We start from the raw sequence: 18,582 nt of genomic DNA on the forward strand, positions 1-18,582 counted from the left end.
CGCTGCGGTTGGGTTCCGGCTTTCGCCGGAATGACGGTCTGGGGGTTGCGGGGCTTCGGGGTGTGGCGGCGGGGCTGCGTCGCTTCGGTTGGGCTCCGGCTTTCGCCGGAATGACGGTCTGGGGGTTGCGGGGCTTCGGGGGTGTGGCGGCGGGGCTGCGTTGCTTCGGTTGGGTTCCGGCTTTCGCCGGAATGACGGCGTGGGGGCTGCGGGCTTCGGGAGGTCACGGCGGTGCCGCGTCGCTGCGGTTGGTCGCGACTTGCGTCGCTCCTACAGGGAAATACGAAACTGGACGGCGATGCTGCAGGAGCGGCGCGAGACGCGACCGCCGGCCAGGACGAACGCCCCATCACAGCCGCACAACACAGCACCCCTCAATACGCGAACTCGCGGAACACCCGATCCACATTCCCGCCCCACTCGCCATGGAACAGCTCGAGCTTGCGCTCCGCCGGACTCTTGCCCATCGCCACGAACTCCATCAGCGGTTCGAGATAGATCGACTCATCCGCACCATTGCCGTTCAAACGCCCGCGCCGCTTCAAGCCGTGCGCGGAAATCTCCAGCGCGCGCCGCGCCAGGTCCAGCACCTTGCCGTCGCGGAACGGCAGCTGGAACCCGTGCCGCGGTACGCCGTCGCGCAGCGCATGGCGCTCTTCGGGCGTGAAGTCGAGCACCAGATCCCAGGCCGCATCCAACGCCTCGGCGTCGTACAACAGACCGACCCAGAACGCCGACAGCGCGCAGATCCGGTTCCACGGGCCCGAATCGGCGCCGCGCATTTCCAGATACTTCTTCAAGCGCACTTCCGGGAACGCGGTGGTGGTGTGGTCGGCCCAGTCCTTCAAGGTCGGGCGCTGGTCGGGATACGCCGGCAGCTTGGCGTCCAGGTAGTCGCGGAACGACTGGCCGCTGGCGTCGATGTAGCGGCCGTCGCGGTAGACGAAGTACATCGGCACGTCGAGCAGGTAATCGACGTAGCGCTCGTAGCCGAAGCCGTCTTCGAACACGAAGTCGAGCAGGCCGGTGCGGTCGGGATCGGTGTCGGTCCAGATGTGCGAGCGGTACGACAGATAGCCGTTGGGGCGGCCTTCCAGGAACGGCGAATCGGCGAACAGCGCGGTCGCGACCGGCTGCAGCGCCAGCGACACGCGGAACTTCTTGACCATGTCCGCCTCGTCGCGCACGTCGAGGTTGACCTGCACGGTGCTGGTGCGGGTCATCATGTCCAGGCCGAGCTGGCCGACCTTGGGCATGTACTCGCGCATGATCTTGTAGCGGCCCTTGGGCATCCACGGCATGTCCTCGCGCCGCCACTTGGGCTGGAAGCCCATGCCGAGGAAGCCCAGGCCCATCGGCTCGGCCACGGTGCGCACTTCGCGCAGGTGGGTGGCCGCTTCCACGCAGGTGTCGTGCAGCGTCGCCAGCGGCGCGCCGGACAGTTCCAGCTGGCCGGCCGGCTCCAGCGAGACCGAGGCCTGGTCGCGGGTCAGCGCGATCACCCGGCCGTTCTCTTCCACCGGCGCCCAGCCGAACTGGACCAGGCCCTTGAGCAAGGCCTCGATGCCGCGCTCGCCGTCGAAGGTCGGCGGGCGCAGGTCGTCGGTGCGGAAGCCGAACTTCTCGTGCTCGGTGCCGATCTTCCAGTCCGATTCCGGGCGCGCGCCCGAAGCCAGGTAGTCGATCAGCACGGCGCGGCCGCCGCCCTTGACGTCGGGAATCTCGAGATCCTTCACCTGGCTGGGACCGGACACATCCACCTCGCTTCGTAAACCTTGGGTCGTCGTCGGGACCGCTCGCGCCGTCGCGCGGAGCGCGGCCAGCGCGCGCGGCCGGCCTCCCCGGAGGGGAAGCCGGCGCGGCGGCACGGTCCTACCTTGCAGCATTTCTGAGTCTGGATATGCGGCGGCTCGCCTACAATCGCAAGACCCCAGGCAGTGTAGAGCCCGTCTTGCCGCGCACAACGTCCGTCCTGCAACGCTATGGTTCGGCCCTGCTACTGGCGCTGGCGATGCCGGCCGTGCCTGCCCAGCCGGCGCACGCGACCGCCGCGCAGCTCGAACGCGGCAACGGGCCCGAGCCGAGCACGCTGGACGCGCACCGCTGCCAGGAGGTCGCCTGCGGCAACGTGCTGCGCGATCTGTACGAAGGCCTGGTGACCGAGGATGCGCACGGCCGGCTGGTGCCGGGCCTGGCCGAACGCTGGACGGTGTCGGCCGACGGCCGCACCTGGACCTTCGCGCTGCGCCCCGGCCTGCGCTGGAGCAACGGCGAAGCGCTCGACGCGACGCAGGTGGTGGCCAGCTTCCGCCGCGCCTTCGCCCCGGCCACCGCCGCGCCGTTCGGCGAATTGTTCGACGCGCTCTACGGCGCCCAGGCGGTGCAGGCCGGCGATCTGCCGCCCGAGCGTCTGGGCGTGAGCGCGCCGGACCCGCGCACGGTCGTGTTCCGGCTGACCCGCAGCGCCTCGCTGCCGGCGCTGCTGACCTTGCCGATCGCGTTCCCGGTGTACCTGCCGGCGGTTGAGAAATACGGCGCGCAGCACACCCAGCCCGGACGGCTGGTGTCGAACGGCGCCTACCGCCTGGCTGCGTGGACGCCGCAGGCGAACCTGGTGGTGGAGAAGAACCCGAACTTCCACGACGCCGCGCGCGTGGCGCTGACGCGGGTGCGCTTCCACGTCACCGAGGACGCCGCCGCCGAACTGCAGCGCTTCGCCGCCGGCGACCTGCACCTCACCGAGGTGGTGCCGCCGCAGCCGCTGGCCGCGCTGCGCGCGCGCTTCGGCGAACAGTTGCGGCTGTCGCCGTACCTGGGCGCGTTCTGGTTCGGCCTCAACACCACCCAGCCGCCGTTCCGCCCGGCCTGCGCCAGCGCGCGCTGCCGCGAGCAGGCGCTGGCCTTGCGCCGCGCGCTGACGATGGCGATCGACCGCGACAAGCTCACCCGCTACGTCACCGGCCTGGGCGAAACCCCGGCCTACGGCATCGTGCCGCCGGGCATCGCCGGTTATGCGCCGGCGGCGATGCCGTGGGCGTCGTGGCCGCAGGCGAAGCGCGAAGCGCATGCGCGCGCCCTGTATCGGCATGCGGGTTACTCGCTCGACAATCCGTTGGTGCTGGAGCTGCGCTACAACACCTCCACCCCGCACCGCCGGTTGGCGCTGGCGGTGGCGGCGATGTGGAAGCAGACCCTCGGCGTGCAGGTGCGCCTGCGCAACGAGGAATGGAAGGTGTTCGTGCAGAACCGCAAGCAGCGCGCGATCACCCAGGCCTTCCGCGGCGGCTGGATCGGCGACCTGCCCGATGCGCGCAACTTCCTCGCCGCGTTCGCCAACGACGGCCCGTTGAACTGGATGGGTTACGACGACGCCGGTTATCGCCAGCGCCTGGCCCGCGCCGACGCCGCGGCCACCCAGGCCGCGCGCAACGCCTGGCTGCGCGCGGCCGAGCAGCGCCTGCTCAACGACAACGCGGCGATCCCGCTGTACTTCTATACCTCCAAGCACCTGGTGTCGCGGCGCGTGCGCGGGTTCGAGCCCAACGCGCTGGACCGCCACGCCAGCCGCTGGCTGAGCCTGACGCCATGAGAACGCAAGCCTCGCCACCGCCTCCCGCCCGGCCGCGCGCGCATGCGCGCAGCCGCCATCCCGAAGCGCACCGCTCCGAACGCGTGGGCTGGCTGCGCGCGGCGGTGCTCGGCGCCAACGACGGCATCGTCTCGGTCGCCGGGCTCGTGGTCGGCGTCGCCGCCAGCGGCGCCGACGCCGGCGCGATCCTGACCTCGGGCATCGCCGGCACCGTGGCCGGGGCGATGTCGATGGCCGCCGGCGAATACGTGTCGGTGCGCTCGCAGGCCGACACCGAACGCGCCGACATCGCCGTTGAAAAACGCGAGCTGGCCGAGAACCCGCACGCCGAGCTCGAAGAGCTGGCGCACATCTACGTGCAACGCGGGCTGACCCCGGAACTGGCGCGCGAAGTCGCGCGCCAGCTCAGCGAACACGACGCGCTCGCCAGCCACGCGCGCGACGAGCTCGGCATCACCGACACCTTGCGCGCGCGCCCGGTGCAGGCGGCGCTGGCCTCGGCCGGCGCCTTCGTCAGCGGCGCGGCGCTGCCGATCGCCGCGGTGGTGCTGGCGCCGCACGCGCAGGTGCAGTTGGCGGCGATCGCGACCACGCTGGCGGCGCTGTCGGCGTCCGGCGCGCTCGCGGCCTGGGCCGGCGGCGCGCCGCTGCTGCGCGGCGCGCTGCGGGTGATGTTCTGGGGCGCGCTGGCGATGGCCGCGGCGACCGCGGTCGGGCATCTGTTCGGCGTGCAGGTCTGATGCGGCCGCACCCGCGCCTTCTGCGCCTGGGCGGCCGCCTGCTGGAAGCGGCGATCACCCTGTGGCTGCTCGGCACGCTGTGCTTCGTCCTGCTGCGCGCCGCGCCCGGCGGCCCGTTCGATACCGAGAAAGCCGCGCCGCCGGAAGTGCAGGCGGTGCTCGATGCGCAGTACCGGCTCGACCAGCCGCTGCCGATGCAATACCTGGGCTGGCTCGGCGATGCATTGCGCGGCGATCTGGGCCCCTCGTTCCAATACCCCGACTACACCGTCAACCAGCTGATCGCCAACGCGCTGCCGGTGTCCGCGCTCAACGGCGGGCTGGCGCTGCTGCTGGCGCTGCTGTGCGGCGTGGCGCTGGGCGCGTGGGCGGCGCTGCGCGCCGGCGGCTGGAGCGACCGCGCGCTGATGTTCCTGGCCGGGCTCGGCCTGGCGATCCCGAAGTTCGTGGTCGCGCCGCTGCTGGTGCTGCTGTTCGCGGTGACCCTGCACTGGCTGCCGGCCGGCGGCTGGGGCGAGTGGGACAACGTGGTGCTGCCGGTGATCGCGCTGGCCCTGCCCAACATCGCCTACTGCGCGCGGCTGACCCGCGCCTCGCTGCTGGACACGCTGTCGGCCGACTACCTGCGCGCCGCGCGCGCCCGCGGCCTGTCGGAAACCCGGCTGCTGTTCGCCCACGCGCTCAAGCCGGCGATGCTGCCGGTGGCGGCGTGGCTGTCGCCGGCGCTGATCAACGTGGTCACCGGCTCGGCGGTGGTCGAGCAGGTGTTCGGCATTCCCGGCATGGGCCGCTACTTCGTGCAGGGCGCGTTGAACCGCGACTACACCCTGGTGCTGGGCGTGGTGCTGGCGATCGGCGCGCTGATCGTGGCGATCAACGTGATGGTGGATGCGTTGCGCGGGTGGATGGATCCGCGGTTGGAACAAGACTGAGCGCCGCCCCGCCTGCCGTCATTCCCGCGAAGGCGGGAATCCGGAGCGCTGTACATTCCGCCCGCAGGCCCGCCGTTCCGACTTGCGGGACAGAGCCGGCTGAAGTCTCTGGATTCCCGCCTTCGCGGGAATGACGGCAGGTGAGTGTCGCTGGGTCTGGTCGGGACGCCGACGTGGACGCAGCCGCAGCGCCAGGCCTTCCGGCCCGGGCGCCGCCCGCCCCGACCCCGCTACACTGCGGCCCATGCGCAAGAAGACCAAAGCCACCTCGGTCGACATCGCCCACCTCGCCGGCGTCTCCCAGGCCACGGTCTCGCGCGTGCTCAGCGGCAGCCCGCTGGTCAACGCCGAGACGCGCAAGCGGGTCGAGGCGGTGGTGCGCGAGCTCAACTACAAGGTCGACCGCCACGCCTCCAGCCTGCGCCGGCAGCGCTCGGGCACGCTGGCGCTGCTGCTGTTCGAGGACCCGACCCCGGACGAGTCGCACATCAACCCGTTCTTCCTGTCCATGCTCGGCTCGATCACCCGCGCCTGCGCGCGCCACGGTCAGGACCTGCTGATCTCGTTCCAGCAACTCTCCGACGATTGGGCCGCCGACTACGAGGACAGCATGAAGGCCGACGGCCTGATCCTGCTCGGCTACGGCGACTACCTGGCCTACCAGGGCAAGCTGCAGCGGCTGGTCGAACAGGGCACCCGCTTCGTGCGCTGGGGCGCGGTGCTGCCGGATCAGCCGGGGCTGTCGATCGGTTGCGAGAACCTCGGCGGCGGACGCCAGGCCGGCGCGCACCTGGTCGCGCTCGGGCGCCGGCGGGTGGCGTTTCTCGGCGACGCATCCAGCCACTACCCCGAATTCCTCGACCGCTTCCTCGGCTGCGAGCAAGCCTTGCACGAAGCCGGGCTCGCCTTGGACCGCGCGCTGCAGGTCGATGCGGAAAGCTCCGAAGACGCCGGCCACGCCGCCGCGCTGGAGCTGCTGGCGCGCGGGCTGCCGTTCGACGCCGTGTTCGCCGCCAGCGACCTGATCGCGATCGGCGCGATGCGCGCGCTGACCGAACGCGGCCTGCGCGTGCCCGAGGACGTGTCGGTGATCGGCTTCGACGACCTGCCGACCGCGCGCTTCGCCCATCCGCCGCTGACCACGGTGTTTCAGGACACCAAGCAGGCCGGCGAGCTGCTGGTGGAGGCGTTGATGCGATTGATCCGCGGCGAGCCGGCGCAGAGCCAGCGACTGCCGACGACGCTGGTGGTACGCAAATCCTGCGGCGGCTGAGCGCAGCCTCGATAGCCCCTTGTAGGAGCGGCGCAAGCCGCGACCGCGACAATAGAATCGTCGTTGCATCGCGCAACCGTCGTCATGTAGCCGAACCGGCGACCGACGTTTCGTCGTCGTTGCGTTGGCGCGGTCGCGGCTTGCGCCGCTCCTACAGGGGGCGACCGGTCAGCGCTTGCGTGCGTGGGTCATCGCCTGGTCCAGCGCGGCCGCGAGGTCGGTGCGCCGCACCGGCGCGTCGAGCAGGTACACCTCGACGCCGTGCGCCGGCACCGATGCGCGCAATGTCCCGCCCTCGTCCACCGCGACCTCGCCGCCGCCCAGCGCGGCGCGCCAGCGTCCGGCTTGCAGGTACTCGGTCACCGCGAACTGCGCCGGCGCATCGCCCTTGTTGAGCAGCACCAGCGCGATCTGCGCGCTGTCGCCGTGTTCGTAGACGCGATAGAACGCGGCGCGCTCGCCTTGCAGCGACAGGTTCAGCTGCAGGCCGCGCTGCAAGGCCGGCGACTGCCGGCGCACGTCGGCGATGCGCTTGAGCGCGGCGCGGATCGGATGCGAACGCGCGGCATCCACGCGCGGCTGGCCGAAGTAGTTGCGGTTGCCCGCGTGCTCGGCGCGCCCGCGCTCGAAGCCGACTTCGGAGCCGTAATAGATCACCGGAATCCCGCGCGCGGTGAACAGCCAGTTGTGCGCGTCGATGAAGCCTTCGTCGCTGGCGTCGAGCCGCGGCATGTCGTGGTTGTCGTAGAAGGTCATCAGCTCGTACGGATTGGCGTACGGGCCGTCCTGCAGATACAGGCGCTCGTCCAGCCGCGCATAATCGGCGCGGGCGCGCCCGAACACTTCGGCCAATCGCTCCTTGAGCGGAAAATCGAGCACGCTGACGCCGCCGTTTTCGGCCCAGGTGAACGGCGCGATGTTCTCCGCCCTGTAGTCGAAGGCCTCGCCGAACATGAAGAACCCCGGGCGCTTGGCGCGGATGCGCTCGGCGAACCCGCGCCAGAACGCCAGGGGCATGTGGCGGATGGTGTCGATGCGGAACGCGTCGGCGCCCTGGTCGATCCACTGCGAGTAGGCGCCGACGAAATAGTCCATCACCGCGGGATTGGTGTCGTCGATGTTCGACAGCTGGACCAGGTCGCGCTCGGTGTGGAAGAAGCGGTGCAGCGGGTTGTGCGCCGGATCGAGCCGTTCCGGCGGCAGGTTCTGGTGATCGGCCACCAGCACCCCGTCGCGATAGATTTGCCCGTACTTCGGCTGCGGCTTGCGCATCGTGAACGAGGGCGAGCCGTGGTTGGCGACGATGTCGAGCACGGTCTTGAGCCCATGCTGTTTCAGCCCGCGGGTCAGGCCGGCGAAATCCAGGCCCGGGCTCGGCAGGTGCTCGTCGAGGCGGTAGAAGTCCACGCCCCAATAGCCGTGGTAGCCGGTCTTGCCGCGGTCCTGGAACGCGCCGCTCCAGGTCACCGCATCGCCGCCGGTGAAGGCCTGGTCGGGGTTGTCGACGATCGGCGTCAGCCACACCGCGCCGAAGCCCATGTCGCGAATGTAGTCGGCGTTGTCGAGCAGGCCCTTGAAGTCGCCGCCCAGGTAGCCGATGTTGTCGCTCTCGCCGGGCGGCCCGCCCGGCACCGGGCGGTCGAAGCTGCGCGTGTCCGGATCCGGCCCGCCCTGCGCGCGCTGGTCGTTGCCGGGGTCGCCGTTGACGAAGCGGTCGGTGACGACGAAGTACACCGCCTCGCTCGCCATCGGCTCCAATGTGCCGTAGTAGTCGCGCCGCGCCGCCGCCTCGCGCGCGGCGCCGCCGTGAGCGCACGCGGCCAGGGCCAGGCTCAACGCGGCCAGCGCCAGCGCCCTCATGCGCGCACCTGCGCGGGCTCGCGCACCCACAGCGTGCAGGCGCCGGCGACGAACAGGCTGATGCCGCCGATGGCCAGCGCCGCCGCCGGATGGCCGCCGAACAAGTGCTTGACCAAAAAGCCGAGCAGGCTCGCCGCGACCAGCTGCGGAATCACGATGAAGAAATTGAAGATGCCCATGAACACGCCCATCTTCGCCGCCGGCACCGAGTCGGACAGCATCGCGTACGGCAGCGACAGGATCGAGGCCCAGGCGAAGCCGACGCCGACCATCGACAGCAGCAGCATCTGCGGATCGCGGATCAGCGCCACCGACAACAGGCCGGCGCCGCCCAGCGCGAGGTTGAACACGTGGCTGCGGCGCAGCCCCCAGCGCCGCGCCATCGGCGCGATCGCGATCGCCGCCAGCGCGGCGAAGCCGTTGTAGGCGGCGAACAGCACGCCGACCCAGTTGGCGCCTTCGTTGTAGGCGGCCGAGGCGACATCGCTGGTGTGGTAATGCAGCTGGGTGACCGCCGGGGTGGTGTAGATCCACATCGAGAACAGGGCGAACCAGGAGAAGAACTGGACCACGGCCAGCCGCGTCATCGCCGCCGGCATCGCGCCGAGGTCGTCCATCACCGTGGCGAAGCCGCCGCCGTCGCGGACGGTGCCGCGCGCCAGCAGCGCGACGCCGAACGCGGCGATCAACGCGGCCAGCACGTACAGCTGGCGGTCGAGCCGGAGCATCGAGATCGCGGTCGCGAGGATGCCGCCGATCACCATCCACGAGGCGCCGAGCAGCAGGCAGCGCACCCGGTCGCGCTCGGGCGACGGCGCGATCGGCGGCGCCTCGTCGTAAGCCTGCAATTGCTGCGGCGGGTATTCGCGGGTGCGCAGCACGGTCCAGCCGACCGACAACAGCAGCACCGCGCCGCCGAAATAGAACGAGTAGCGCACCGTGTCGGGCACTTCGCCGGCGGCGGCGGTGTTGCCGACGCCGAAGTGCGCCAGCAGGTACGGCAGCAGGCTCGCCACCACCGAGCCCACGCCGATGAAGAAGCTCTGCATCGCGTAACCGGCGGGCCGCTGCTGCTGCGGCAGCTGGTCGCCGACGAAGGCGCGGAACGGCTCCATCGATACGTTGATCGAGGCGTCGAGCATCCACAGCAGGCCGGCGGCGATCCACAGCGTCGGCGAGTTCGGCATCGCGATCAGCGCCAGCGTGGCCAGGATCGCGCCGACCAGGAAATAAGGCCGCCGCCGGCCCAGCCCCGTCCACGTGCGGTCGGACAGATACCCGACGATCGGCTGCACGATCAGCCCGGTCAGCGGCGCGGCGATCCACAGCATCGGGATGTCGTCGATCGGCGCGCCCAGGGTCTGGAAGATCCGGCTGACGTTGGCGTTCTGCAGGGCGAAGCCGAACTGGATGCCGAGGAAGCCGAAGCACATGTTCCAGATCTGCCAGAACGTCAGCGTCGGCTTGCGGGGCGTGGCGTCGGGGCGATCGGTCATGGCGGGAAGTCTGGCACGAAGCGCGCGCGGCGGATCGGCGCGCGGGCCGCGAAGCGGCGCGCCCGCCGCCGCGCGGCCTCAGGGGCGATAACGGCTGCGGCCCCGCTCCTGCGCGAGAAGACGGGGCCGCACGGCGATCAGAACTGCGAAGCGAAACGGATCCCGTACATCCGCGGCGTATTCAAGTAACGGATGTTGGTCGAGTTGTTGACGAAGCCCTTGCCCGAATACACCTCGTCGGTGAGGTTGGAGACGAAGCCGTCGACGCGGAACTGGTTCTCGCTGCCGAAGTTCAGGCCGGCCGACACGTTGACGGTGAAGAAGCCGTCCACGTCGTCGCGCATCGCCAGCCCGTTGGCCGGGCCGCCGCCGGCGGCCGGGTTGGAGCCGTTGTTGAACGGCATGTCCTTGAGCGGGATCTCGATGACCTTGCCGTTCGCGTCCAGGCCGAAGCCGCGGCTGTTGAACGCGGTCAGGTAGTAATCGGAGCGGTAGGTCAGATTGATCGTCCAGTCGAACGAGTTCAGCGCGCCGCGGCCGATGTCGATGGTCTGCGACAGGCTGACGTTGGCGTTGTACTTGGACGTGTTCGGCAGGCGGTTGCCGTCCAGCGGCACGATCAGGCCGAGGCCGCCGGAGCGGGTGTCGAGCACCTTGGAGTCGTCGAAGGTGGCGTCGAGGTAGGTGAAGTTGTAGCCGATGTCGAAGCCGTGCGGCAGGCCGACCTTGCCCTCCAGCTCCAGGCCCAGCACGCTCGCGTTCGCCGCGTTGTCGTTGAACACCTGGCGGCTGGTCGCGTTGGGATTGGTCGGCGTCGGCGCCGGCACGTCGATCAGGTTCTGCAGCACCTTGTCCTTGTAGTCGTAGTAGAACACCGACGCGTTCAGCCGCACCGGGGTCTCGCCCCAGACGTAATCGCCCTTGATGCCGGCCTCGTAGGCGGTCAGCTCTTCCGGCGCGAAGCTCGGCGCCAGCGCGCTGCCGTCGTTGAGGGTCAGCGGGCGGTTGATGCCGCCGGCGCGGGTGCCGGTAGAGACCGTGCCGTACAGCATCACCTTCGCGTCGAGGTCGTATTCGAAGCCCACGCGCCAGTCGACGTAGTTGTCCTTGTACACGTCCTCGCTGCGGCCGCCCGGGAAGTCCGAGCGCGCGATCACCTGGATCTGGTCGCGATTCTTCTGCAGGAACTGCGCCCAGTTGTCGTTGACGCCGAAGTTCTGGAAGCCGCCGAGGAAGTAGTCGAGCGTGTTGCCGCCCGGTCCGCATTGGAGTTCGGCCGGCGACCAGCCGGTGCAGATGCTCGGATCGCCGCCGCGGCGACGGCCCGGGCCGGCCAGCTGGAAGCCCGGCGAGCCGAGGATCAGGCCGGTGGTGTAGGGATTGGTCGCGGTGTTGATCGGCTGGCCGGTGAACTGCTGGAACAGTTCCTCCGGGATGATGAACTGGTATTTGACGTTGGATTCGCGCGCGATCTTCTTGTCGCGGGTGTAGCGGATGCCGCCGATCAGGCGCAGCGAATCGGTCGCGGCGAAGCTGAAATCGCCGTAGACCGCATTGGACTCGACCTTGGAATTGTCGCCGCGGTTCTCGCCGCCCAGGCCGTCCTGGTAACCGCAGACCGTGCCCGGCCGCCACCAGTCGCAATCGCCGAAATAGCCGTTGCCGACGTCCCACGACACGTAGTCGTACTTCTCTTCGTAGTTGAACAGGCCCGCCGACCAGATCAGCTTGCCGGTGTCGCCGAAGAAGCGCAGCTCGTTGATGCGCGAGGACGACTTGTCGGCCTGGTAGAACGTGTCGTACCACTTCAGCCGCTCGGGATTGAAATAGGCTTCGCGGTCCGAGCCCGGATACACCGGGCCGAGCTGCCACTCGCGCGAGGCGTTGCGGTTGTAGAAGTCGTACTTGCGGTAGGAGGTGTTGAACTCCACCGACACCGCGTCGTTGAACGCGTAGGTGAAGGTCGCGGCGATGCCTTCGATGTCGTTGGTGGTCTTGCCCTGGGTGCGGAAGTACTGCTTGAACGGGTCGTCCAGGTCCTTGATGTCGTAGCCCGCGGCCAGGCCGCGTTCGGCGAACAGGCCCGGATCGCCGGTGCCGCGCTCGGTGACCTTGTCCAGCATCACGTAGGCGGAGAACTTGTCGTTGGGTTGCCACAGCGCCGACAGGCGCGCGGCCTGGTTGTCGAGCGCGCCCGGGCCTTCGGCGGAGAACAGCGACTTCGGATAACCGTTGCTGATGTAGGACGAGCGCTCCTCGTCGAACAGCGCCGCACGCAGGGCGAAGGTGTCGCCGATCGGCAGGTTCAGCACGCCCTCGGCGTTGGTGTAGTCGTAGTTGCCGGCGCCGATCTTGAGCCCGCCGCTGGTCGTGCCGAGCTCGGGGCGCTTGGAGATCACGTTGATCGAGCCGCCGGTGGCGTTGCGCCCGCGCACCGTGCCCTGCGGGCCCTTGTTGACCTCGATGCGCTCGACGTCGAAGAACATCGGCCCGATCGAACGCGGGCGCGGCAGGTAGATGCCATTGTAGTAGGTCGCCACCGACGGATCGGAGGAGAAGTCCGAATCGGCCGCGCCGATGCCGCGCAGGAAGATTTCGTACTTGCCTTCCTGCTTGGTGATCTGCAGCCCCGGCACCACCGCCTGCAGGTTGCGGAAGTCGGTGTTGATGCCGAGCTTGGCGATGTCCTCGCCGCTGAAGGACTGGATGGTGCCGGCGTATTTCTGGATCGACTGCACGCGGCGGTTGCCGGTGACCTGGACCGCATCGAGTTCGTGCGCGGTCTGCGCCGCCGCCGCGGCGGGCGCGGCGTCCTGCGGCGCGGGCGCGTCGGCGGCCCAGGCCGGGGCGAAGCCGCACAGGCCCAGCGCGGCCAGCGCCAGGGTCAACAGATGACGGTCGAGTTGCTTCGGCCCGCGTGCGGCCGGCTTGGAATGCGACATGGCTCCCCTCCAGAAGCGTTGTGTTCTGTGGCCGCGCGCGCACTGCCGGCGCGCTGCGTCCGCCGCGGCATCGGGGCCGCGGTCTGGGCGCATGTTAGGCATGACCAGCGCCTTGCAGCGGGTTCTGCATACGTATTCATGGGAGGCAGTCGCATTCATGTCGCAGTTCCGGCCGCGCTTGCGCCATGAATACGTATGCAAGCTCCGCGGCCGGCGCGGACGGCGGCGGTAAGCTGGCGCGCATCGCCGCAGCGCAGCGCCGCCGCGCGCCGCGCCATCGAGCCGCCGTACGCAGCCGCACTACAAAAACAGGGGTCGCACTTGTCCGCCGCCGTTTCCTCCCAGCCCGCGCAACGCGATCCCTCGTGGTGGCGCGGCGCGGTGATCTACCAGGTGTATCCAAGAAGCTTCCGCGACCTCGACGGCGACGGCGTCGGCGACCTGCCCGGCATCGTCGACAAGCTCGGCTACATCGCCGACCTCGGCGTCGACGCGATCTGGATCTCGCCGTTCTTCAAGTCGCCGATGGCCGACTTCGGCTACGACATCGCCGATTACCGCGCGGTCGATCCGCTGTTCGGAAATCTGGAGGATTTCGACCGATTGCTGGCCAAGGCGCACGCGCTGGGCCTGAAGGTGATGATCGACCAGGTGCTCAGCCACACCTCCAACGAGCACGAGTGGTTCAAGCGCAGCCGCGAGAGCCGCGACAACGAGTTCGCCGACTGGTACGTGTGGGCCGACGCGCGCGCCGACGGCACCGCGCCGAACAACTGGATGTCGCTGTTCGGCGGCGTGGCCTGGCGCTGGGAGCCGCGCCGGCAGCAGTACTACCTGCACAACTTCCTCTCGGCCCAGCCCGATCTCAACTTCCACCATCCGGCGGTGCGCGCGGCGGTGCTCGACAACGTGCGCTTCTGGCTCGAGCGCGGCGTCGACGGGCTGCGCCTGGACGCGATCAACTTCTGCTTCCACGACGCGCAGTTGCGCGACAACCCGCCCAAGCCGCCGGCGCAGCGCGTGGGCCGCGGCTTCAGCCCGGACAATCCCTACGCGTTCCAGTACCACCACTACAACAACACCCAGCCCGAGAATCTGGCCTTCCTCGGCGAACTGCGCGCGCTGCTCGACCGCTATCCGGGCGCGGTGGCGCTGGGCGAGATCTCCTCGGAGGACTCGCTGGCGACGATGGACGAATACACCCGCAACGGCCGCCTGCACATGGGCTACAGCTTCGAGCTGCTGACCGAGGACTACAACGTCGAGCACATCCGCGGCACCGTGCAGCGGGTCGAGGCGAGCATGCGCGAAGGCTGGCCGTGCTGGGCGATCTCCAACCACGACGTGCAGCGCGTGGTCACGCGCTGGGGCCGCGGCGAAGCGCCGAAGCATTTCGCTACCTTGGTCAGCGCGCTGGCGTGTTCGCTGCGCGGCTCGGTGTGCGTGTATCAGGGCGAGGAGCTCGGCCTGCCCGAGGCTGAGGTGCCGTTCGAAGCGTTGCAGGATCCCTACGGCAAGACCTTCTGGCCGACCTTCAAGGGCCGCGACGGCTGCCGCACGCCGCTGCCGTGGGACGGCAGCGAGGGCGCGGGTTTCAGCCGCGGCCGGCCGTGGCTGCCGATTCCGGCCGAACACCGCGCGCTCAACGTCGCCGCGCAGCAGGACGACCCGGCCTCGCCGCTCAACGGCTTCCGCGGTTTCCTGGGCTGGCGCAAGCGCCACCGCGCGTTGCTCGACGGCGCCATCGCCTTCCTGCCCAGCGCCGAGCCGGTGATCGCGTTCGTGCGCGGCGAAGGCGCCGACGCGGTGCTGATGGCGTTCAACCTCGGCCCCGGCGAAGCGACGCTGGAGCTGGGCGACCGCGCCGGCTGGATCGCCGACCACGGCCACGGCCTGCCGTCGGGCGCGGTCGAAGGCGACCGCCTGCGGCTGCCGGGCCACGCCGCCTACGCCGCGCGGCCGGCCGCGTAGCCGCGGCGGCGGCGGGCGCCTCGGGCATACTTCGCCCAAAAGGGGAGCCCGCATGCAGATCGTTTACCAGGCCGCGCATTCGGCCGACGCGCAACTCGTGCGCGGCCTGCTGGCGCGGGAAGGCATCCGTTCGTTCGTGTTCGGCGGCGCGCTGGAAGGCGGCGCCGGGCTGTTGCCGGTCGGCGGCTCGGTGCGGGTGGAAGTCGCCGACGAGGACGTCGAGCGCGCCCGCGCGATCATCGAGCAATGGCAGGCCGCCGAGGTGCCGCTGTCGGACGACGACGACGAACCCGACCGCGATTACGGCGACGACGCCACGCCCGAACACGTCGAGGACGCCAACCTCTACCGCCCCTTGAACGCGCGCAAGCCGGTCGCCGGCGGCTTCGGCATGGCCGGCATCGTGTTCGCCCTGGTCGTCGGCGCGCTCGCCGGCGCGCTGGCCACCGGCGCCGCGCTGCGGCCCACCGCCAGCGCGCAGAACGTGGACTACGACGCCGACGGCATCGCCGACGCGCGCCTGAGCTACGAAGACGACCGCTTGGTGCGCAGCGACAACGACCGCAACAGCGACGGCACCGTCGACCTGGTGACGGTGTACGACGGCAACGGCCTGGCGACCTCGATCGAGGAAGACCAGGACTTCGACGGCGTGCGCGAGACCGTCTCGACCTTGGCCAAGGGCCTGCTGGCGACGCGCAGCGCCGACTACGACGGCGACGGCGTGCCCGAGCGGCAGGAGAACTATCTGCGCGGCGTGCTGCACACCGTGGAATGGCTGGACAAGCAAGGCCGCGCGATCAAGCGCGACACCTACACCGGCGGGCGCCTGAGCGGCGGCGAGATCGACCACGACCGCGACGGCGCGCTGGACACCGCGCGGGTGTACGACGAGCGCGGCGAGGTCCGCAGCAGCAAGCCGCTGACCGCGGACTAAGCCTAGCCCCCTGTAGGAGCGGCGCGAGCCGCGACCGCGAAACCCCGCATGCGTCGCAAGCGCGATGTCGCGGTCGCGGCTCGCGCCGCTCCTACAGGAAGCGAACGCGGCTAGCGCTGCGGCCGCTCGCGCGACTCCGGCCGCATCGCCGCATCCGGCGCCGGCGCGATCTCGCGCACCGGTAGCGCCAAGGTCTGCAGCCGTTTCTTCGCGCCTTCGTTGCCCAGGTCCGCGGCCTTGCGCAGCAGCACCTTGGCCTCGTCGATCCGGCCCTGGCCGACGTAGATCTCGCCCAGCCCGCTCAGCGCCGCGCTCTTGGCGCCGTGGTCGGCGGCCGGCGCGTCGTTCACCGCCTGGGTCAGGGTGGTCTCGGCGCTGGCCAGTTCGCCGTTGGACAGCTGCTTCCAGCCGCACAAGGTGGCGTCGCCGCCGCTCGCGCACGGATCCTGCCCGGCGCTGTCGGCCGCGGCGATGCGCTCGCCCAGCTCTTTCGGCTGCCCCGCCAGCGCCGCGCTGCCGAGCGCGCTGCGCAGTTGCTGGTTGTTCTGCTGCAGCCCTTTGACCTTCTCGATGATCGCGTCCACCGAGATATTGATGCTGCTCTGGTCGCTGACCCGGATCGGCGCGCCGAGCTTGAGCGCCTGGCCGCGATATTCCACCGCCGGCTCGGGCAGGCCCACGGCGGAGAACTTCGGCGAGAACGCCAGGAACACGTCCGGCTGCGCGCGTTCGCCGCCGAGCTGCTGCTTGAACGCATCGAAGCCGATCATCGCCAACGCCACCACCGCGCCGATGCCCAGGTACCAGCGCACGTTCTTGCTCTGCTCGGCGCTGTTGGCCTTGAGCAGCGCGTAACCGCCGTAGGCGAAGAACAGCAGCGCGGTGCCGTAGGCGCCGGCGGCGAGGATGGTGCGGGGGTCGGCGATCGCGTCCATGGCGGAGGGCTCCTGGCGTCAGGCTCGTGACGGGTACCCAGGAGGTAACGCGAACCGCGGGCCGCGGGCGGCCAAAAACGGCGACGGCCGGCCTTTGTGGGAGGAACTTCAGTCCCGATGCTTTCCGGTCAGCCGAGGCCGACCCTTGGAGCGTTCCGCAATCGGACCGGAAAGCATCGGGACTGAAGTCCTTCCCACAGGCACCGCCGGGCAAGCCGGGCCAGGACCGGGCCGGCTTACCCCAGCTCCAGCCAGCCGCCGACCACCGCGCGCGCCTCGTCGACGCCCTGCTTCGACTCGCCCGAGAAGGTCTGCACGCTGACGGTGTCGCCGTAGCTCGCGTGCAGGTCCTTGCGCACCGCCATCAGCGCCTGCTGCTGCTGGCCGCGGCCGAACTTGTCGGCCTTGGTCAGCAGCGCGTGCGCGGGCAGGCCGCGGTTGACCGCGTAGGCGATCATCTGCCGGTCGTAGTCCTTGAGCGGGTGGCGGATGTCCATCACCACCACCAGCCCGCGCAAGGCCTGGCGGGTCTGGAAATAGCGGTCGAGGAAGGCCTGCCAGTGCGCCTGCAGGTCTTGCGGCACCTTGGCGTAGCCGTAGCCGGGCAGGTCGACCAGGAAGCGGTCCGGCTCCGGCGCCGGCTCGGGGCCGCGGTGCAGCGGGCTGACGTCGAAGAACACCAGTTGCTGGGTGCGGCCGGGCGTCTTGGACACGCGCGCCAGCGCGTTCTGCTGGCACAGCGCATTGAGCGCGCTGGACTTGCCGGCGTTGGAGCGGCCGGCGAAGGCCACTTCGAAGCCGCCGTCGGGCGGCAGCTGTTTGACGTTGTGCGCCGACAACAGGTAACGGGCGCGGGCGAGGGGATTGCTCATGCCCATAGGATCGCACGGCGCCGGCCCGGCCCCGTGCACGCCGCGTGCGCGCAGGCGGCCGCGGCGGCGGCGGCGGGCATTCCGCGACCGCGGGCACCTGAACCCGCGTTGACCCCGTCCGGGCCGGCGATGATAATTCCGAGGTTCCGGCGCCGTGCGCGGCCGGCCAAAGCCAGACCGAGTTCCTACCCGTCCTCGCCTTCCAGCAAGCCCGCCTTACGCACGCAGTTCGGAGCCCAGCTACATGAGCCAAGCCCGCGTCCTGAGCCTCGTCGGTCTCGCCGTCTTCGCGGTCGCCGCCGTCGCATACGCCCAGACCACGGTCACGCCGATCCCGGATAAAGAACCGGTGCAGACCGCGCCGTTGAACGCCGGGCCGCAAAGCAAGTGGGGCGACGTCAAGGCCGGCGCCACCAAGGCCGGCACCTGCGCGGCCTGCCACGGCCTCGACGGCAACCCGACCGACCCGCAATACCCGCGCCTGGCCGGCCAGAGCGAGCGCTACATCGCCCACCAGATCGCCCTGTTCAAGAGCGGCGAGCGCAACACCGGCATGGCCGCGGCGATGAAGCCCTTCGCCGACGCGCTCAGCGAGCAGGACGCGCGCGACCTGGGCGCGTACTTCGCCACCCAGAAGTCCGGCGCCGGCGTGGCCGACGACACCGTCGTCGCCTCCGGCCCGAACAAGGACAAGAAGTTCTACCAGGTCGGCGAAGAGCTGTTCCGCCGCGGCGACAAGGCGCGCGGCATCCCCGCGTGCATGGCCTGCCACGGCCCGGGCGGCGCCGGCAATCCCGGCCCGGCCTATCCGCACCTGGCCGGCCAGCAGGCCGCCTACTCGCAGCGCCGCCTGGAGGAGTACCGCGCCGGTACCACCACCCAGAAGGACCCGCACCTGTTCAACGTGATGGCCGGCGTGGCCAAGCAGCTCACCGACGAAGAGATCGGTTCGCTGGCCAGCTACCTGCAGGGCCTGCACGAGCGCGCCGACGACATCGCCGCGGCCGGCGCCCCGGCGCCGGCGGCCAAGCCCGC

The 18,582-nt window shown here is 70.2% G+C and carries 13 protein-coding genes; 7 read left to right on the top strand and 6 right to left on the bottom strand.

Annotation, left to right across the window (positions count from 1 at the left end; translation table 11 throughout):
• Nucleotides 1–374: 374 nt before the first annotated feature.
• On the bottom strand, nucleotides 375–1,754 hold the full coding sequence (locus tag A7A76_RS11495; protein WP_428995130.1) for a glutamate--cysteine ligase: 1,380 nt from the start codon (nucleotides 1,752–1,754) through the stop codon (nucleotides 375–377).
• 257 nt (nucleotides 1,755–2,011) lie between these two features.
• Here A7A76_RS11495 and A7A76_RS11500 point away from each other — a divergent pair, with 257 nt between their 5' ends.
• The 4 genes from A7A76_RS11500 (at nucleotide 2,012) to A7A76_RS11515 (ending at nucleotide 6,534) form a co-directional block, all read left to right on the top strand.
• Nucleotides 2,012–3,589: a peptide ABC transporter substrate-binding protein gene (locus A7A76_RS11500; protein ID WP_206411310.1), complete on the top strand. Its 1,578-nt coding sequence runs from the start codon at nucleotides 2,012–2,014 to the stop codon at nucleotides 3,587–3,589.
• Complete coding sequence (locus A7A76_RS11505) at nucleotides 3,586–4,329, top strand: VIT1/CCC1 transporter family protein (RefSeq protein ID WP_206411311.1); 744 nt, start codon at nucleotides 3,586–3,588, stop codon at nucleotides 4,327–4,329. The genes A7A76_RS11500 and A7A76_RS11505 overlap by 4 nt, the downstream gene beginning before the upstream one ends.
• Entirely contained in the window at nucleotides 4,329–5,261 is a 933-nt protein-coding gene (locus A7A76_RS11510) for an ABC transporter permease subunit (RefSeq protein WP_206411312.1), read from the top strand. Before A7A76_RS11505 ends, A7A76_RS11510 begins: the two co-directional genes overlap by 1 nt.
• Nucleotides 5,262–5,505: 244 nt before the next feature.
• On the top strand, nucleotides 5,506–6,534 hold the full coding sequence (locus A7A76_RS11515) for a LacI family DNA-binding transcriptional regulator (RefSeq protein ID WP_206411313.1): 1,029 nt from the start codon (nucleotides 5,506–5,508) through the stop codon (nucleotides 6,532–6,534).
• A 168-nt stretch (nucleotides 6,535–6,702) separates the two neighbouring features.
• Here A7A76_RS11515 and A7A76_RS11520 read toward each other — a convergent pair whose 3' ends face one another.
• The 3 genes from A7A76_RS11520 to A7A76_RS11530 all read right to left on the bottom strand — a co-directional run bounded on the left by A7A76_RS11520 (nucleotide 6,703) and on the right by A7A76_RS11530 (nucleotide 12,832).
• On the bottom strand, nucleotides 6,703–8,394 hold the full coding sequence (locus tag A7A76_RS11520; protein WP_206411314.1) for an alpha-amylase family glycosyl hydrolase: 1,692 nt from the start codon (nucleotides 8,392–8,394) through the stop codon (nucleotides 6,703–6,705).
• Entirely contained in the window at nucleotides 8,391–9,890 is a 1,500-nt protein-coding gene (locus A7A76_RS11525; protein ID WP_206411315.1) for an MFS transporter, read from the bottom strand. The genes A7A76_RS11520 and A7A76_RS11525 overlap by 4 nt, the downstream gene beginning before the upstream one ends.
• Nucleotides 9,891–10,027: 137 nt before the next feature.
• Nucleotides 10,028–12,832 (bottom strand): TonB-dependent receptor, encoded by a 2,805-nt coding sequence (locus A7A76_RS11530; protein WP_206411316.1) that lies wholly within the window; start codon nucleotides 12,830–12,832, stop codon nucleotides 10,028–10,030.
• 321 nt (nucleotides 12,833–13,153) lie between these two features.
• Here A7A76_RS11530 and A7A76_RS11535 point away from each other — a divergent pair, with 321 nt between their 5' ends.
• Together A7A76_RS11535 and A7A76_RS11540 are read left to right on the top strand one after the other, a co-directional pair.
• Nucleotides 13,154–14,803, top strand: a complete 1,650-nt coding sequence (locus A7A76_RS11535) for an alpha-amylase family glycosyl hydrolase (RefSeq protein WP_241200876.1) — start codon at nucleotides 13,154–13,156, stop codon at nucleotides 14,801–14,803.
• 52 nt (nucleotides 14,804–14,855) lie between these two features.
• Nucleotides 14,856–15,740, top strand: coding sequence for a DUF2007 domain-containing protein (locus A7A76_RS11540; protein ID WP_206411318.1), 885 nt, complete (start codon nucleotides 14,856–14,858; stop codon nucleotides 15,738–15,740).
• A 110-nt stretch (nucleotides 15,741–15,850) separates the two neighbouring features.
• On the opposite strand, the gene A7A76_RS11545 is transcribed toward A7A76_RS11540, so the two are convergent.
• A complete protein-coding gene (locus tag A7A76_RS11545) occupies nucleotides 15,851–16,675 on the bottom strand; it encodes a hypothetical protein (protein WP_206411319.1) in 825 nt (274 codons plus the stop codon).
• Between the two features lie 236 nt (nucleotides 16,676–16,911).
• The gene (yihA, locus tag A7A76_RS11550) at nucleotides 16,912–17,547 is read right to left on the bottom strand and encodes a ribosome biogenesis GTP-binding protein YihA/YsxC (protein ID WP_057949903.1); all 636 of its coding nucleotides are present in this window, start codon (nucleotides 17,545–17,547) and stop codon (nucleotides 16,912–16,914) included.
• 244 nt (nucleotides 17,548–17,791) lie between these two features.
• Here yihA and A7A76_RS11555 point away from each other — a divergent pair.
• The coding region (locus tag A7A76_RS11555; RefSeq protein ID WP_206411320.1) for a c-type cytochrome at nucleotides 17,792–18,582 on the top strand (791 nt) is incomplete at its 3' end.

The sequence above is a fragment of the Lysobacter enzymogenes genome, from assembly GCF_017168095.1.
Classification (GTDB): domain Bacteria; phylum Pseudomonadota; class Gammaproteobacteria; order Xanthomonadales; family Xanthomonadaceae; genus Lysobacter; species Lysobacter enzymogenes_D.

Excerpts from the sequence above, each read along its gene's own strand:
- A7A76_RS11500 (WP_206411310.1), top strand. The coding sequence starts at position 2,012 with ATGCCGGCCGTGCCTGCCCAGCCGGCGCACGCGACCGCCGCGCAGCTC.
- A7A76_RS11505 (WP_206411311.1), top strand. The coding sequence starts at position 3,586 with ATGAGAACGCAAGCCTCGCCACCGCCTCCCGCCCGGCCGCGCGCGCAT.
- A7A76_RS11525 (WP_206411315.1), bottom strand. The coding sequence starts at position 9,890 with ATGACCGATCGCCCCGACGCCACGCCCCGCAAGCCGACGCTGACGTTC.
- A7A76_RS11515 (WP_206411313.1), top strand. The coding sequence starts at position 5,506 with ATGCGCAAGAAGACCAAAGCCACCTCGGTCGACATCGCCCACCTCGCC.
- A7A76_RS11520 (WP_206411314.1), bottom strand. The coding sequence starts at position 8,394 with ATGAGGGCGCTGGCGCTGGCCGCGTTGAGCCTGGCCCTGGCCGCGTGC.
- A7A76_RS11540 (WP_206411318.1), top strand. The coding sequence starts at position 14,856 with ATGCAGATCGTTTACCAGGCCGCGCATTCGGCCGACGCGCAACTCGTG.
- yihA (WP_057949903.1), bottom strand. The coding sequence starts at position 17,547 with ATGAGCAATCCCCTCGCCCGCGCCCGTTACCTGTTGTCGGCGCACAAC.
- A7A76_RS11510 (WP_206411312.1), top strand. The coding sequence starts at position 4,329 with ATGCGGCCGCACCCGCGCCTTCTGCGCCTGGGCGGCCGCCTGCTGGAA.
- A7A76_RS11545 (WP_206411319.1), bottom strand. The coding sequence starts at position 16,675 with ATGGACGCGATCGCCGACCCCCGCACCATCCTCGCCGCCGGCGCCTAC.
- A7A76_RS11530 (WP_206411316.1), bottom strand. The coding sequence starts at position 12,832 with ATGTCGCATTCCAAGCCGGCCGCACGCGGGCCGAAGCAACTCGACCGT.